This window comes from Polaromonas sp., assembly GCF_030680935.1.
Classification (GTDB): domain Bacteria; phylum Pseudomonadota; class Gammaproteobacteria; order Burkholderiales; family Burkholderiaceae_C; genus Polaromonas.
This window is the reverse complement of the sequence record NZ_JAUXUP010000047.1, coordinates 132,642-146,951: the sequence shown is the minus strand read 5'-3', so window position 1 is coordinate 146,951 and position 14,310 is coordinate 132,642. Positions and strand designations below refer to the sequence as shown.

Annotated in this window: 14 protein-coding genes; 5 read left to right on the top strand and 9 right to left on the bottom strand. The window is 63.2% G+C overall.

Translation table 11 applies throughout. The features are described from left to right. The first annotated feature begins 176 nt into the window (after positions 1-176). Entirely contained in the window at positions 177-2,312 is a 2,136-nt protein-coding gene (locus Q8L50_RS12775) for a TonB-dependent receptor (protein ID WP_305349010.1), read from the top strand. 47 nt (positions 2,313-2,359) lie between these two features. Beyond that, positions 2,360-3,067 (top strand): 7-cyano-7-deazaguanine synthase QueC, encoded by a 708-nt coding sequence (gene queC / locus Q8L50_RS12770; RefSeq protein WP_305349009.1) that lies wholly within the window; start codon positions 2,360-2,362, stop codon positions 3,065-3,067. Here queC and Q8L50_RS12765 read toward each other — a convergent pair. Together Q8L50_RS12765 and Q8L50_RS12760 are read right to left on the bottom strand one after the other, a co-directional pair. Then, positions 3,040-3,366: an antibiotic biosynthesis monooxygenase gene (locus Q8L50_RS12765; protein WP_305349008.1), complete on the bottom strand. Its 327-nt coding sequence runs from the start codon at positions 3,364-3,366 to the stop codon at positions 3,040-3,042. The genes queC and Q8L50_RS12765 overlap by 28 nt on opposite strands. Then, entirely contained in the window at positions 3,363-5,174 is a 1,812-nt protein-coding gene (locus Q8L50_RS12760) for an ABC transporter ATP-binding protein/permease (RefSeq protein WP_305349007.1), read from the bottom strand. Before Q8L50_RS12760 ends, Q8L50_RS12765 begins: the two co-directional genes overlap by 4 nt. Before the next feature lie 97 nt (positions 5,175-5,271). On the opposite strand from Q8L50_RS12760, the gene Q8L50_RS12755 reads away from it, so the two are divergent. After that, on the top strand, positions 5,272-6,084 hold the full coding sequence (locus Q8L50_RS12755) for a crotonase/enoyl-CoA hydratase family protein (protein ID WP_305349006.1): 813 nt from the start codon (positions 5,272-5,274) through the stop codon (positions 6,082-6,084). A 15-nt stretch (positions 6,085-6,099) separates the two neighbouring features. On the opposite strand, the gene Q8L50_RS12750 is transcribed toward Q8L50_RS12755, so the two are convergent. From Q8L50_RS12750 to ilvA, 6 genes are all read right to left on the bottom strand, one after another. Further along, positions 6,100-7,068 carry a 5'-nucleotidase gene (locus tag Q8L50_RS12750; protein ID WP_305349005.1) on the bottom strand — a complete coding sequence of 323 codons (969 nt, stop codon included), beginning with the start codon at positions 7,066-7,068 and terminating at the stop codon, positions 6,100-6,102. Positions 7,069-7,086: 18 nt separating this feature from the next. After that, positions 7,087-7,650, bottom strand: coding sequence for a histidine phosphatase family protein (locus Q8L50_RS12745; protein WP_305349004.1), 564 nt, complete (start codon positions 7,648-7,650; stop codon positions 7,087-7,089). Next, positions 7,647-8,492, bottom strand: coding sequence for an adenosylcobinamide-GDP ribazoletransferase (locus tag Q8L50_RS12740; RefSeq protein WP_305349003.1), 846 nt, complete (start codon positions 8,490-8,492; stop codon positions 7,647-7,649). The genes Q8L50_RS12745 and Q8L50_RS12740 overlap by 4 nt, the downstream gene beginning before the upstream one ends. Positions 8,493-8,494: 2 nt before the next feature. Then, the gene (gene cobT / locus Q8L50_RS12735; RefSeq protein ID WP_305349002.1) at positions 8,495-9,544 is read right to left on the bottom strand and encodes a nicotinate-nucleotide--dimethylbenzimidazole phosphoribosyltransferase; all 1,050 of its coding nucleotides are present in this window, start codon (positions 9,542-9,544) and stop codon (positions 8,495-8,497) included. Further along, positions 9,507-9,677, bottom strand: a complete 171-nt coding sequence (locus Q8L50_RS12730; RefSeq protein WP_370869797.1) for a cysteine-rich CWC family protein — start codon at positions 9,675-9,677, stop codon at positions 9,507-9,509. The genes cobT and Q8L50_RS12730 overlap by 38 nt, the downstream gene beginning before the upstream one ends. A gap of 72 nt (positions 9,678-9,749) precedes the next feature. After that, positions 9,750-11,363, bottom strand: a complete 1,614-nt coding sequence (gene ilvA, locus Q8L50_RS12725) for a threonine ammonia-lyase, biosynthetic (RefSeq protein WP_305349000.1) — start codon at positions 11,361-11,363, stop codon at positions 9,750-9,752. Between the two features lie 240 nt (positions 11,364-11,603). On the opposite strand from ilvA, the gene Q8L50_RS12720 reads away from it, so the two are divergent. Further along, positions 11,604-12,071, top strand: coding sequence for an OsmC family protein (locus Q8L50_RS12720; RefSeq protein WP_305348999.1), 468 nt, complete (start codon positions 11,604-11,606; stop codon positions 12,069-12,071). Positions 12,072-12,251: 180 nt separating this feature from the next. Here Q8L50_RS12720 and coq7 read toward each other — a convergent pair whose 3' ends face one another. Continuing rightward, positions 12,252-12,869 (bottom strand): 2-polyprenyl-3-methyl-6-methoxy-1,4-benzoquinone monooxygenase, encoded by a 618-nt coding sequence (gene coq7 / locus Q8L50_RS12715; protein WP_305348998.1) that lies wholly within the window; start codon positions 12,867-12,869, stop codon positions 12,252-12,254. A 311-nt stretch (positions 12,870-13,180) separates the two neighbouring features. Between coq7 and Q8L50_RS12710 the strand changes: the two genes are divergently transcribed. After that, the gene (locus Q8L50_RS12710) at positions 13,181-14,257 is read left to right on the top strand and encodes a porin (RefSeq protein ID WP_305348997.1); all 1,077 of its coding nucleotides are present in this window, start codon (positions 13,181-13,183) and stop codon (positions 14,255-14,257) included. Positions 14,258-14,310: the final 53 nt, after the last annotated feature.

Below are 14,310 nucleotides of genomic sequence, written 5' to 3'. Positions count from 1 at the left end.
ATTTTTTCGGCGCCTCGCTTATCGCCATGATGGCGTCAAAAGGGAAGCGGGGAGGTGCACGTGGTTTCGTCGAAAGGCCCGCCAAGGCCAGGGACGGGAAAGCCAGCGGCGGTGCGGTCCGCTTTTCGCCAGTATGCTGACTGGGTCTTTCAGTTTTCAGCCTAGCCTTCACATCCATGAATACCCCTGTCTGCCGGCTGTTCATCCCCGGCGCCCAGATTGCCCTGGCGTGCGCGCTGGGTATGCCGGTGGCGGCTCAAACCCTGCCCGCTGTCAACGTGACAGCCACACGCACCGAGTTGCCCCTTTTTGAGGTGCCTGCCTCGGTTGATGTGCTTGATGGCGAATACATCCGCGGCGATGGCCGGGCCCAGGTCAATCTGGCTGAAAGCCTGACGCTGGTGCCCGGCCTCTTGGCGCGCGACCGGCAGAACCAGGCGCAGGACCTGCAACTGTCGATTCGGGGTTTTGGCGCCCGTTCCACCTTCGGGGTGCGCGGCGTGCGGCTGTACGTTGACGGCATTCCGGCGACCATGCCGGATGGCCAGGGACAGCTCTCGCACATCGACCTGGGGTCCGTCGGGAGGCTGGAGGTGTTGCGCGGCCCGTTTTCCGTGCTGTACGGCAATTCGTCGGGCGGGGTCGTGCAGGTGTTCACCGAAGAAGGGCAGGGCAGCCCGGTACTGGGCGCTAGTGTCGCGGCCGGCTCTTACGGATTGCGGCGGGCCGACATCAAGGCCAGCGGATCAGCCGGTCCACTTGGCTATGTGCTGAGCGCGGGGCGCCTGAGCAGCAACGGTTTTCGGGCGCACAGCGCGGCTGAGCGCGAGGGCGCCAATGCGCGTCTCGACTGGGCGCTGGGCGATGACAGCAAGCTGACCCTGCTGGCCAATACGCTGGCGGTAGTGGCCGAAGACCCGCTGGGACTGAGCCGCGCCCAGTTTGATGCCGCGCCGCGCAGTGCCGACGCTGCGGCGATCACCTTCAACACCCGCAAGACCGTCAGCCAGCGGCAGATAGGCGCCATCTACGAGCGAAAAGTCGATGCCGACAACCAGTTGCGGCTGATGCTTTACGGCGGTGAACGCGCCACCACACAGTTCCAGTCGATTCCGGTGGCGGTGCAGGCGGGCGCGCAGCATCCCGGCGGCGTGATCGGCCTGGACCGCAACTACGGCGGGCTGGACGCGCGCTGGACCGCCCGCAGCGCGCTGGCGCAGCGCCCGCTGGAGATCGTCACCGGCCTGGCGTACGACGCCATGAGCGAGCGGCGGCGCGGCTGGCAGAATTTTCAGGGCGCGGCGCTGGGCGTTCAGGGCGCTTTGCGGCGCGACGAAGACAACCGCGTCACCAGTCTCGACCCCTATGTGCAAGCGACCTGGAAGCCTGATGCACGCTGGACCTTGAACGCCGGCGTGCGTCACAGCCTGGTGCGCTTCAGCTCGGCCGACAACTACATCGTCGGTGCCAACGGCAATGACAGCGGCAGCGTGTCTTACAGCGCGATTTTGCCGGCGGCTGGCGTGACCTATGCCCCGGCGGCGCAGTGGCGGGTGTACGCGGCGGCCGGGCGCGGTTTTGAAACGCCGACCTTTAATGAGCTGGCCTACCGTCCCGTGGGCACCGGCGCCGGGCTCAACTTTTCCCTGCGTCCTTCGCGCAGTGACAATTTCGAAACCGGTGTGAAATGGCGTACCGCTCCCGGTGCCGCCACACGCATGGAGGCGACAGCCGCGTTATTTCACACCGCCACCCAGGACGAAATCGTCACGCAGTCCAATGTGGGTGGCCGCAGTACTTTCCAGAACGCAGGTGCCACGCGGCGGCGGGGTCTGGAGCTGGCGACCAGCATCGTGCCCGCGCGCCATTGGCTGGCACAGCTGTCTTACACCCTGCTCGACGCCCGCTACCGCGATGCCTTTGCCTGCCCCGTCAGTGCCAGCATCTGTCCGGCCGGCCAGGTCCCGGCGGGCAATCGCATTCCCGGGACGGCGCGCAAGGCGCTGGCAGCCGAGCTGGGCTGGCGCCCGCCGACCGGCTGGCGGGCGGGTGTTGATGCGCGTTATCTCGGCAGCGTCGCTGTCAACGACATCACCAGCGATGCGGCAGCGTCTTTTGTCACGTTGGGCAGCCATGTGGGTTATGTGGCCGAGATCAATCGCTGGACCTTGTCTGCAAGCGCACGCCTGGACAACCTGACCGACCGCAGATACGCGGGTTCGGTCATCGTCAACGAAGGCAATGGCCGTTACTTTGAACCGGCGGCCGGGCGCAACTACGTGCTGTCGCTGGCGGCCAGTTACCGCTTTTAAGTACCCGGGCACAATAGCCGCTTTGCCCTCGGTCTGATTTTTTCAGCATGCACACCACCGCCCTCGTTTTGTTCTCCGGAGGCCAGGACTCCACCACCTGCCTGGCGCAGGCGCTCTCGAAATATGAGCGCGTCGAAACCGTGGGTTTTGATTATGGCCAGCGCCACAGCGTCGAATTGCAGGCACGGCTGGTGGTGCTGCAGCAAATCCGTCTGCAGTTTCCGCAGTGGGCCCAGCGGCTGGGCGAAGACCATGTGCTGGACCTGGCCGTGCTGGGCCAGGTCAGCGAGACTTCGCTGACGCGCGACACGGCGTTCAAAATGGAAAGCTCGGGCCTGCCCAACACCTTTGTGCCGGGCCGCAACCTGCTGTTTCTGACACTGGCTGCGGCGCTGGCCTACCGGCGCGGCCTGCAGGTGCTGGTGACCGGTGTGTGTGAGACCGACTTTTCAGGCTACCCCGATTGCCGCGACGACAGCATGAAAGCCATGCAACTGGCCTTGTCGCTGGGCATGGACAAGCGCTTTCTGATTGATACGCCGCTGATGTGGATCGACAAGGCCGCCACCTGGGCGCTGGCCGAGGCGCTGGGCGGCCAGGCGCTGGTGGACTTGATCATTGAGCACACCCACACCTGCTACCTTGGCGACCGCGAACACCGCCATGACTGGGGGTATGGCTGCGGTCAATGCCCGGCCTGCGAGCTGCGCGCGCGCGGGTTTGTTGCTTACAGTGCGGGGCTGCCGAAGCCGTAGTCGCGCTCGACTTTGGCGATGCGGGTTTTGTACTGGCTGTACCAGTCGCTGCGCCCGGTTTGCTGCGCCACCAGATGTTCGGTGTTGGCTTTCCAGGCCTTGATGGATTCAAGATCGCGCCAGTAACTCACCGTGATGCCCAGGTCTTCACGCGCCGACTCCACCCCCAGAAAGCCGGGCTGCTGCGCGGCGAGTTCGACCATGCGGTCGGCCATGGCGCCGTAGCCTTCGTCCACCTCGGTGCGCAGGGAAGTGAAGATCACGGCGTAGTAGGGCGCGGGCGGGGTGGCGGCGATCATGCCGAGGTCTCCTTGAGCTGGTACAGCGCTGACGCGCCCTCGGGCAGTTTTTCAAGCTCCCAGCGTTTGTCGTGAAAGGCCGCTACGGCAGGTCGATGCGCTATTGAAACAATTGCCCCTCCCGCTTGCCGGGTCTGGGCCAGCAGCCGTTCATACAGGGTTTTTTCGGCCACCTCGTCGAGCGCGCTGGTGGCCTCGTCGGCAAACAACCAGGCCGGTTTTTTCAAAAATACGCGGGCAATCGCCAGGCGCTGCTGCTCGCCACCCGAGAGTTTCTGACTCCAGGCGTCTTCATCGTCCAGTCGGCCTGTCAGCTTGGGCAGCAGGGCGTCTTCCAGTGCTTGCCGCAGTTGTGCATCACTGTAGCTGCTGGCTGGCTGCGGGTAGGCCAGCGCATCGCGCAGGCTGCCGTTGGGAAAGTAGGGCCGCTGCGGGATAAACATCGCGTTCGCGGGCAGTGCGGTGCGGCCGCGGCTGAAAGGCCAGATACCGGCCAGCGCGCGGAATAGCGTCGATTTGCCGCTGCCCGAAGGCCCCTTGACCAGTACGCTGTCGCCCGGCCCGGCGTGCAGCGAGAGCCCGGCCAGTAACACTGCGCCGGTGGGCAGGGCCAAGCTCAGGTCCTGCGTTTCCAGGTGGCTGGTGGTGCCGCCAGTTGCTACGATATTGATAGCTGCTTGCGCATGTTGCGCATGGGCCAGGGCCATAAAACTCTCATCAAAACTGGTCAGGCGATCGGTCGTGGCACGCCAGGCGGCCAGGCTGCTGTAGTTGTCCACAAACCAGCTCAGCGAGTCCTGCACGCGGCCAAATGCCGACGCGATCTGCATCAACTGCCCGAGCTGGATGGCGCCGCTGAAAAAGCGCGGCGCCGCCACGATGAAGGGGAAAACAACGGCCGCCTGGCCGAAGAAGTTGGTGAACCAGATCAGGTTTTTCTGTTTCTTGATCAGGGACAGGTAGTTGCCCAGCACCGTCGAAAACCGCGTGTCCAGATGCACCCGCTCGACCGCTTCGCCCTTATCCAGTGCAATCGATTCGCTGTACTCACGCACCCGCACCAGATGGTGGCGGAAGTCGGCCTCATAACGCTGTTGCAGAAAGTTGAGCCTGATTTGCGGCCGCCCGATGTAGTGGGTGATCAGACTGCCGACGGCGCAGTACAACACCGCCATCCAGACCATGAAGCCCGGGATGTTGAAGCTGCTGCCGCCGAGCGTGAAGGCAAACGGCCCCGACAGGCCCCACAAGATACCGACAAAACTCAGCAGCGTCACCACTGCATTGAGCAGCCCCATGCTCAGTGAGACCGTGTAGGTGGTGAACAGGTTCAGATCCTCCTGGATACGCTGGTCCGGGTTGTCGGGGGCGGCGGGCTCGTTACCCGACTGCGCATAACGCGCCAGTTCCATCTGGTAGAAGGCATGGTTGGCCAGCCAGCGCTGCAGGTAGTGCGCCGTCATCCAGGCGCGCCAGCGCACCTCCAGCAGCTGCGTCAGGTAAAACCGGTACACCGCGATGATGATGAAGGCAAACGCCAGGTAGGTAAAGCGGCCCAGTTGTTCCCAGAACACCGGCTGGTTCTTGTCCTGCAGCGCGTCGTAGAACACCCGGTTCCATTCATTGAGCAGCACCAGCATGTACACCGCGCCCAGGTTCAGCAGCACGATGGCCAGCAGCAGTCCGCGCGCCCTCCATTTGTCTTCTGACTGGAAGTAGGGCTTGGTCAGTGCCCAGGCTTTGCGGCGGAAGTCCTGGAAGGCGGCAAACTTGCCGGGCGCGGGGGTTGGCAAAGGCGTCGATGGCATGGGTGTCATCCTGAAGAAGGGGAACAAAAGCCAGTGTAGTGCGCTGCCTGTCGCTTGCGCGAATGCCTGAAGGCCGCCACATGGCTAGGATGTCTCCATGAACACCACCCTAGCCCCTGAGTCCGAAGGCAGCATTGAGTGCACGGTGCGAGGCCCGCTGCTGCTGATCGCCATCAACCGCCCGGCCAAACGCAATGGCTTCACGCCGAAGATGTTCCGCGAGCTCGGCGAGGCCTACACGCGGCTGGACGATGACCCGGCCCTGCGTGTCGGTGTGTTGCACGCGCTCGGCGACCACTTCACGGCCGGGCTGGACTTGCCCACGATTGCGCCCCTGATGCAGCGCGGGGAAAAAGCCGTGCCCCTGGGTCTGGTGGATCCGCTGGACGTCGGCATGGAAGGCTATCGCCGCAGGACCAAACCCATGGTGGTCGCGGTGCAGGGCATCACCTACACCCTGGGCATAGAGCTGATGCTGGCGGCAGACATCGTGGTGGCGGCCGATAACTGCCGGTTCTCGCAGCTGGAGGTCAAGCGCGGCATCATGGCGACCGGTGGCGCCACGCTGCGCATGGCCGAGCGCGCCGGTCTGGGCAACGCGCTGCTGCACCTGCTGACCGGTGACGAGTTCGGCAGTGACCAGGCCCTGCGGCTGAACTTTGTGCAAAAGGTGGTGCCTGCCAGCCAGGTGCTGGACGAAGCGCTGCGCATCGCTGAAGTGATTGCCGCGCAGGCGCCGCTGGCGGTGATCGCCACGCGCAAAAACGCCCTCAAGGCGGTGGAGCAGGGCCCGGTCGTGGCCATGCAGGAGTTCATCGCGGTGCAGCAGCGCCTGTCGCGCAGCGAAGACGCGGCCGAAGGTGTGCGCTCGTTTGTGGAGAAGCGGCCAGCCCGGTTTGAGGGGCGTTAGGCTTTGCGAAAAATATCAGGACAGCTGGTTCGACACGCCGCTGACCACATGGCCTGAAGGCACATGCTGCGACGCTGAATCGACGTGGCCGGTCTGGTCGTCAAAGAAAAAGTCGGGCTCAAACTCGCGCAAAAATTCGCCCTTGGCCAGGCCACCCAGAAACATGGCTTCATCGACCTCGATGTTCCAGTCCATCAGCGTGCGGATGGCGCGCTCATGCGCTGGCGCACTGCGCGCGGTGACCAGTGCGGTGCGTATGCGCATGTGGGAGGTGCCGACCTGCTGCAGCCGGTGCAGCGCTTCGAGCAGCGGTTTGAAGGGGCCGGCCAGCAGGGGCTGCGCGGCCTTGTCGCGCTCATGCGCCTGAAAAGCCGACAGGCCGTGCGACTGGAACACACGTTCGGCTTCGTCGGAAAAAATCACCGCGTCGCCGTCGAAGGCAATACGCACTTCATGCGGGTGTTTGTCGCTGGCATGGGCCGACTGCGGGTAGACCTGCGCAGCCGGCACACCGGCCGCCAGTGCGTCGCGCACGTCGCTGAGGTGGGCCGACAAAAACAGGTTGGCGTGCAGCGGTTTCAGGTAGCGCCAGGGCGCTTCGCCGCGGGTGAAGGTGCCGCGCTGGATGTTCAGGCCGTAATGCTGGGCCGAGCGGAACACCCGCATGCCCGAGACCGGGTCGTTGCGCGAGAGGATGACGACCTCGACCCGTTGCGCCAGTTTGGCTGCACCGTCGGCGGGGTCCAGGCTGTCGGGTGCGTCGTTGAAGGCCAGCAGCTTTTTGACCAGCGAAAAAGCCACACCGGGTTTGGCCGGCACATCCAGGCGGTCCAGCTGTAGCTGCATGTAGGCGGCGTCTTTTTTGGCGCCGGGCACAGGCACCTGCGCCAGGCCGTCTTCAAACACGCGGTTTTCTTCCTCAAAGTCAAACAGCGCGCGTGACGAGATCGCCACCACCAGTTGTCCGTCCAGAGTTGCTGCCATGGTCTTGCCTGTGTTGCTTCAGCGGGAAGGGTTGAACGATAGCTCAAGTGTGCGCCATTGGCCGCAGGCTGTCGCGTCCAGCGGCCACTGGTCAGCGCGGGAGACCTGCCTGATGCCCTGGGCCAGCAATTGTGCGGCGCGGATGATGCCGGCGTGGGTCACCCACACCGCGTCGGCATCATGGCGTAATTCGTTGAAAGCCTGGCCCACGCGCGCCATCACGGCCTGCACGGTCTCGCCATGGCCGCCCACCGCATGGCCGGCAAAGTCCGTGGTCCACGCGTCGAACTCGCTTTGGGCAATCGCATCCCAGCGCCGTCCTTCCCAGTTGCCGAAGTTCATTTCGCGCAGCCGTGCATCTGTTTTGATGATCAAATCGGGCCGAAGCCCTTGTAAAGCCTGCGTGAGCTGCTCACATCTTTGTAGCGGAGATGTGCTGACATGCATTCCCTGGGGCAGCAGCATTGACAATTTCTGGGCACATCGCTGCGTGGCCTGGGGTTCGGCAGGCACATCGAGCGCGCCGTAACAACTGCCCGGCGCCAGCAGCACAGGCGCGTGGCGCACCAGCCAGAGTTTCATGCCAGACCGATGGCCAGGCCGAGGTAAAAGGCAACTTCACAAACCTGCTGCGTGGCGCCCAGGCAGTCACCGGTGAAGCCCTGCAGCCGGCGCGAGAACAGCCGCCCCATCCACAGCAGCGCCACCACGGCGAAGCTGCAACCCGCTATCAATGCGATAGCGTCCAGCACATAACTGGCAAGGGCCAGGGCCATAAAACACCATAAAAATGCGGCACCCAGACTGGCCAGGCTGATCTGGTCGGCCAGCGGCTTGGACTTGGAGGTCGCGGTGTCGCCTACATGCGGCAGCACACGAATCAGCAGCAGGGGCAGGCCGCGCGAAACGACGTGAGCCGCAAACAATGCGGCGGGCACCAGCCAGGGGTTGAGGGCCAGCTCGGCTTCCTCGCTGTCGCCAAGCAAGGTTTCGACAGAACCCAACAGGGCGATCAGCGCCAGCTTGCAGGCCAGCACAAGCACCAGCGCGAGCGCTCCGAATGCGCCTACGCGCGAGTCCTTCATGATCTCCAGCGCGCGCGGGGCATCGCTGCTGCCGCCGAGGCCGTCGCTGACATCGGCCAGCCCGTCTTCGTGGAAGGCGCCCGTCAGCAGCGCGGTCGCCACCGTGGACAGTGCCGCAGCCACCAGCGGGGTAAACAGAGTCAGCGGCAACACGGCCATGAACAGGGCATACGTGCCCGCAGCCGCGGCGCCGACCAGCCAGCCGATGCCCGGAAAATGCGCGGCGCTGGCGCGCAGCATCGCCGGGCTGTAACCGGTCCACGCGGCCAGCGCGCCGGTCACCGGGATGCGGGTGAAGAACTGTACGGCGAGCAGGTAGTGACGAATGAACTGGACCATGGCTAGTTTTTACCGCTGACCCCAGCGGAATCAAAACTTGCCATCTCCGCCATGAACAGCGCGGCAGATTGCAGCAGCGGCCAGGCGAGCAGGGCGCCGGTGCCTTCGCCGAGGCGCATGTCCAGGTCCAGCAGCGGTGTGGCCTGCAGATGCGCCAGAAGCAGGTGGTGGCCGCGCTCGGCCGAGCGGTGGCAAAACACCAGGTAGTCATGCGCTTGCGGCGCCAACGCGCACGCCACCAGAGCCGCGGCACCGGCAATAAAACCATCGACCAGCACCACGCGGCGCTCGCTGGCGGCTTGCAACATGGCGCCAGTCATCATGGCGATCTCAAAGCCGCCCATTGCGGCCAGCACAGCCAGTGGCTCGCGCACATCGGCGTGGCGCGCCAGCGCCCGCGTCAGAACCGCTTGTTTGTGCGCCAGTTGTGCATCGTCCAGACCGGTGCCGCGCCCGACCACCGCGCTGATCGGCAGATCGGCCAGCCGGGCCAGCAGCAGCGCCGCTGCCGAGGTGTTGGCAATACCCATTTCGCCAAAGGCGACCACATTGCCGGGCAGGCCCTGCACCACGTCCATACCGGCCTGCAGCGCCTGGCCCGCTTCTGCCAGTGACATGGCCGGGCCGACGCAGATGTTGTGGGTGCCGGCGGCGATTTTCCGCTTCAGCAATTGCGGGTGGTCGGCCAGGTCGGCGGCAACACCGGCGTCCACCACCTGCAAGGCAAAGCTGTGCTGGCGCGCAAACACGTTGATAGCAGCGCCGCCCGCCAGCATGTTGCCCACCATCTGCACGGTGACGGCCTGCGGAAAGGCGGAGACTCCCTCAACAGCGATGCCGTGGTCCGCAGCAAACACCACCATCTGTGGCGCGTCGAATCTCAAGCTGTCGCTGCGCTGTATCAGTCCGATCTGCAGCGCCAGACGCTCCAGCTGGCCCAGCGCGCCCTGCGGTTTGGTTTTCTGATCGATCTTGTGCTGCAAACGGGCTGCCAGCGCGGTATCCGCAGTGGCTTCAATTTCGGGCAGGCGGAGTTTTGTGTGGACGGTCATCGGTGATTTTTTGGAGACAGGCGGGGCAGAAGCAGGAGGCTCCCGTGGTGCTGGGTGTTGTTGGGGAGCTGGCGGGCACCGGCATCACATGGGGCAGCTTGACGCACCAGCATTGCGCGTCTGCACCGACCATGCCGCAGCGAAAAGCCGCACCGCAGGCTGGGCAGGCTGAATTGGACGATGCTGTAGTCATGCAGGGCCGGCCTCAGGCCTGCAAAAACAGGCGGTACACCGGGTTGTCGGTTTCTTCCACATGCGGGTAGCCCAGGGTGTCCAGAAAGGCCTTGAAGGCCTTGTTGTCGGCCTTGGGCACCTGCAAGCCGACCAGTATGCGGCCGTAGTCGGCGCCCTGGTTGCGGTAGTGAAAGAGGCTGATGTTCCAGCCCGGCTTCATCGTGGACAAAAACTTCATCAGCGCGCCGGGCCGCTCGGGGAACACAAAACGTAGCAGACGCTCGTCTTTGGACAGCGCGGTGTGACCACCCACCATGTGGCGAATGTGCTCCTTGGCCAGGTCGTCGTGCGTCAGGTCAAGTGTCTTGAAACCGTGTTTGCCGAAGTTGTTGGCGATTTTTGTGCTTTCGCCCTTGCCGTGTGTGGTCAGACCGACAAACACATGCGCCTGACTGGCGTCGCTGATGCGGTAGTTGAACTCGGTCACGCTGCGCGGTCCGCCGGGCAACTCGCCAATCAGCTCGCAAAAACGGCGAAAGCTGCCGCGCTCCTCGGGAATCGTCACCGCAAACAGCGCCTCGCGCTCTTCGCCGACCTCGGCGCGTTCGGCAACAAAACGCAGGCGGTCGAAATTCATGTTGGCACCGCACAAAATGGCGGCGTAGGTTTCGCCTTTGGTTTTGTGGGTGGCCACGTATTGCTTGATGGCCGCCACGCTCATGGCGCCGGAAGGCTCCACGATGCTGCGCGTGTCAATGAACACGTCCTTGATGGCGGCACAGACGGCGTCGGTGTCCACGGTGATGAATTCATCAACCAGCTCGCGGCTGATGCGGAAGGTTTCCTCGCCCACCAGCTTGACCGCCGTGCCGTCGGCAAACAGACCCACATCGGGCAGCGTGATACGTTTTCCGGCGCCGACCGACTGGGCCATCGCGTTCGAATCGTTCATCTGCACACCAATGACCTTGACCTCGGGCCGTACCGCCTTGATGTAGTTGGCCACACCCGATATCAGGCCACCGCCGCCGATGGCGACAAACACCGCGTCCAGCGAGCCTTTGCCTATGGTCTGGATCTGGCGCAGGATTTCCATGGCGATCGTGCCCTGGCCGGCAATCACGTCCGGGTCGTCAAATGGGTGCACAAAGGTCAGGCCCTTTTTTTTCTCCAGCGTGACGGCGTGCAGGTAGGCGTCAGAGTAGCTGTCGCCGTGCAAAATCACGTCGCCGCCCAAAGCCCTGACCGCATCGACCTTGACCTGCGGCGTGGTCACCGGCATCACGATCAACGCGGGCGCGCCCAGCTTGTGTGCGCCCAGCGCCACGCCTTGCGCATGGTTGCCGGCCGAGGCGCAGATCACGCCTTTTTTGAGCTGCGCCGCACTCAGATGCGCCATTTTGTTGTACGCCCCGCGTAGCTTGAAGCTGAACACCGCCTGCTGGTCCTCCCGCTTGAGCAGCACGGTGTTGTGCACACGTTTGCTCAGGTTTTTTGCGGGCTCCAGGGCAGATTCCACCGCCACGTCATACACGCGCGCCGTCAGAATTTTCTTCAGGTAATCGGCAGGGCTCAAGCCTGCGGCTGAGGACGCGCGTGAGGTCACGCGGGACGTACGGGAGGCGGGTTTGTGGGGGGTGGGCATGTGTTTTTCTCGCAACCCGACATCATAGTGGGCGAGAAAAAAGGCCCAGACCTCGCGATCTGGGCCTGTAAATCCACCCTTTCAGGGATGGAGGAGACAAGCGGTGGCATGAAGCAAAGCAGTGTTCATGCGATGATTTCAGTATAGCGGAGGCATGCTGCACCGCAACAATGTTTTGTTGCGAAAAATAAACAGCTGCCTCTAATTTTCGACAACGATCTTGGGTTCGAGGGGTGATTGATGGAATGCACAGTGAGCTGGACGGGCGCCCAGGCAAGCGCGGGCAATGCCGCATCGGGTTCGCCCATGGGTTTTATGGCCACCACGGGCAGCGGGCACACCCTGTTGATGGATGGTGCGCCGGACGCCGCCAAACCTGAAAACGGTGGCGCCAACCTGGCGCCGCGCCCCATGGAAACGGTGCTGGCCGGCACCGGCGGTTGCACGGCCTATGATGTGGTGCTGATCCTGAAACGGGGCCGCCATGATGTGCGTGGCTGCACGGTCAAGCTGACCTCAGAGCGGGCAGAGACCGACCCCAAGGTATTCACCAAAATCCATATGCATTTCACCGTGACCGGACGCGGCATTGCCGCCAGTGCGGTGGAGCGGGCGATTGCCATGAGCCATGACAAATACTGCTCGGCCACCATCATGCTCGGAAAAACCGCCGACATCACCACCAGTTTTGAGCTGATCGAAGCCTGATTCGGGGTAACTACTCAGACCCCCACACCGTTCGGGCTGAGCTCGTCGAAGCCATGCTGCTCATCACCAAGCCCTTCGACAAGCTCAGGGCGAACGGGAGTTGGTAGTTACGATTCAAGTGCTGAATAGGGCTGCAGCCCTTATGTGACATGCGCAAGCAGCTATTAAAAAAATAGCAAACTAGATGTAGTGCGCAGTCGTGGTCATGACTTTGGCAGAGGCCCGCATCAGCGCCTTGACCGGGCCCGGCAGCGCCAAAGCCCCAGCGCCTTGCGCCTCCTGCGCATGCCTTGCCTCGTCATCCTTCATTTGCGCCACGATGGCGCGCGAGGCATGGTCGCCTTCGGGCAGGCGTTCCAGGTGGCTGGCCAGATGCGCCTCGACCTGGCGCTCGGTTTCCACCACAAAGCCCAGGCTGGCCCGGTCACCCAGACGGCCTGCCAGCAGGCCCAGCCCGAAAGCGCCGGCGTACCACAGCGGGTTTAACAGCGAGGGCCGCGCGCCCAGCTCGTCCAGCCGCTCCCGCGTCCAGGCGAGGTGGTCGCCTTCCTCCTTGCTGGCTGCCAGAAACTGCTCCCGCAGCACCGGATTGCGGGTACTGAGGGCTTGCGAGGCATACAGCGCCTGGGCGCAAACCTCACCGACGTGGTTGACCCGCATCAGCGCCCCCGCCAGCGCCTTGTCCGCAGCGCTCAGCTCGGTGCGTTGCCCGGCCACGGTAGGGCAGCTGCGGCTGGCGTGTGGCTTTGCAAACAAGGTGCGCAGGGCGCTGTCGGCCGCGTTGAGAAAGGTGTCCATGAGAGTAGTGACCGGTGGATTGGCGAAAATGCAGGAAAGATCCGAGTTTACCCAGCGGGACCAAGGGCACGCAGAGGGGGGTACTTGCAGATTCCCCCAGCGAATCGCCTTTTGCGGTCGCGGGCCGAACGTCATCCCGGTCGGGACCTGAATCGTGATTTGTTGCAGTGGTGCAACGGAAATGGATTTATCAGGCTATTTCCTTTGCGAAAGCTCTCAGCCTCTGGTGCAATACATACAACTTCCTAAATGGAGGTTGGCCCGGGGATCCAAATCCTGGAGCCCTATGTTTAACCTTGGAGAAACTCGCAATGAAAAAATCCCTAGTCGCTTTGGCTATTCTGGCTGCTGCCGGCGTGGCTTCGGCCCAGTCTTCTGTGACCCTGTTCGGTGTTGTTGACGCAACTTACGCGCACGGCTCCGGCTCTGGCGTTGGTTCTTCCAGCAAGAGCCAGATCACCAACTCCGGTTACAACTCCAGCCGTCTGGGCTTCCGCGGTACGGAAGACCTCGGCGGCGGCATGTCTGCTTCGTTCTGGCTCGAGGCTGGTGTCAACAACGACAACGGTTCCGGCGCTAACACCAGCACCAACAACCAAACAACTGGCGCAACCGGCGGCGGCGGCTTGACCTTCAACCGTCGTTCGACCGTCAGCCTGGCCAGCGGCATGGGTGAACTGCGTCTGGGCCGTGACTACACGCCACAGTTCTGGAACCAGACCGTGTTTGATCCGTTCGGCACCAACGGTGTTGGCACGACTCAGACCCTCCTTTCCGGTCTCGGCGGTACAACTGCTGTTCGCGCTTCCAACAGCGTTGGTTACTTCCTGCCAGGCAACCTGGGCGGCTTCTACGGCCAGTTCCAGCATTACCTCGGTGAGAACAACCAGACCGGTGTTGCCACTGAAGACGACGGCAAAGGTTCTGCCATTCGCCTCGGTTACGCCAACGGCCCTGTGAACGTTGCTATCGCAACTTCGCGTACGAAGTTTGCTACCACTGCTACCACTGGTGACATCAAGTCCACCAACCTCGGCGGTTCGTACAACTTCGGCGTGGCTCAATTGATGGCTTTGGTTACCCGCGACAAAGTTGAGCAGACTGCCAACGTGTCCGGCAAAGGCGCTTTGATCGGTGCTCTTGTTCCGCTGGGCGCTGGCCAGATCCGTGTGGCTTACTCCACCTACAAGACCAACGCTGCTTTGACTCCCAAATCCAAAAAATGGGCTTTGGGTTATGTGCACAACCTGTCCAAGCGTACGGCTCTGTACACCACGATTGCTCGCGTGACCAACAGCGGCGGCGCAAGCCAGGCTCTGAACGGTGCCGTGACTGCAGCGAACGCACGTTCGACCGGTTACGACTTCGGTATCAAGCACTCCTTCTGATCGGTGGCTGGCCTAGTGTCAGCTTCTGTGAAGAAAGTCTAAAAGCCGCCTTC

Coding starts and splice junctions, on each gene's coding strand:
- Q8L50_RS12775 (WP_305349010.1), top strand. CDS start 177: ATGAATACCCCTGTCTGCCGGCTGTTCATCCCCGGCGCCCAGATTGCC.
- queC (WP_305349009.1), top strand. CDS start 2,360: ATGCACACCACCGCCCTCGTTTTGTTCTCCGGAGGCCAGGACTCCACC.
- Q8L50_RS12765 (WP_305349008.1), bottom strand. CDS start 3,366: ATGATCGCCGCCACCCCGCCCGCGCCCTACTACGCCGTGATCTTCACT.
- Q8L50_RS12760 (WP_305349007.1), bottom strand. CDS start 5,174: ATGCCATCGACGCCTTTGCCAACCCCCGCGCCCGGCAAGTTTGCCGCC.
- Q8L50_RS12755 (WP_305349006.1), top strand. CDS start 5,272: ATGAACACCACCCTAGCCCCTGAGTCCGAAGGCAGCATTGAGTGCACG.
- Q8L50_RS12750 (WP_305349005.1), bottom strand. CDS start 7,068: ATGGCAGCAACTCTGGACGGACAACTGGTGGTGGCGATCTCGTCACGC.
- Q8L50_RS12745 (WP_305349004.1), bottom strand. CDS start 7,650: ATGAAACTCTGGCTGGTGCGCCACGCGCCTGTGCTGCTGGCGCCGGGC.
- Q8L50_RS12740 (WP_305349003.1), bottom strand. CDS start 8,492: ATGGTCCAGTTCATTCGTCACTACCTGCTCGCCGTACAGTTCTTCACC.
- cobT (WP_305349002.1), bottom strand. CDS start 9,544: ATGACCGTCCACACAAAACTCCGCCTGCCCGAAATTGAAGCCACTGCG.
- Q8L50_RS12730 (WP_370869797.1), bottom strand. CDS start 9,677: ATGGTCGGTGCAGACGCGCAATGCTGGTGCGTCAAGCTGCCCCATGTG.
- ilvA (WP_305349000.1), bottom strand. CDS start 11,363: ATGCCCACCCCCCACAAACCCGCCTCCCGTACGTCCCGCGTGACCTCA.
- Q8L50_RS12720 (WP_305348999.1), top strand. CDS start 11,604: ATGGAATGCACAGTGAGCTGGACGGGCGCCCAGGCAAGCGCGGGCAAT.
- coq7 (WP_305348998.1), bottom strand. CDS start 12,869: ATGGACACCTTTCTCAACGCGGCCGACAGCGCCCTGCGCACCTTGTTT.
- Q8L50_RS12710 (WP_305348997.1), top strand. CDS start 13,181: ATGAAAAAATCCCTAGTCGCTTTGGCTATTCTGGCTGCTGCCGGCGTG.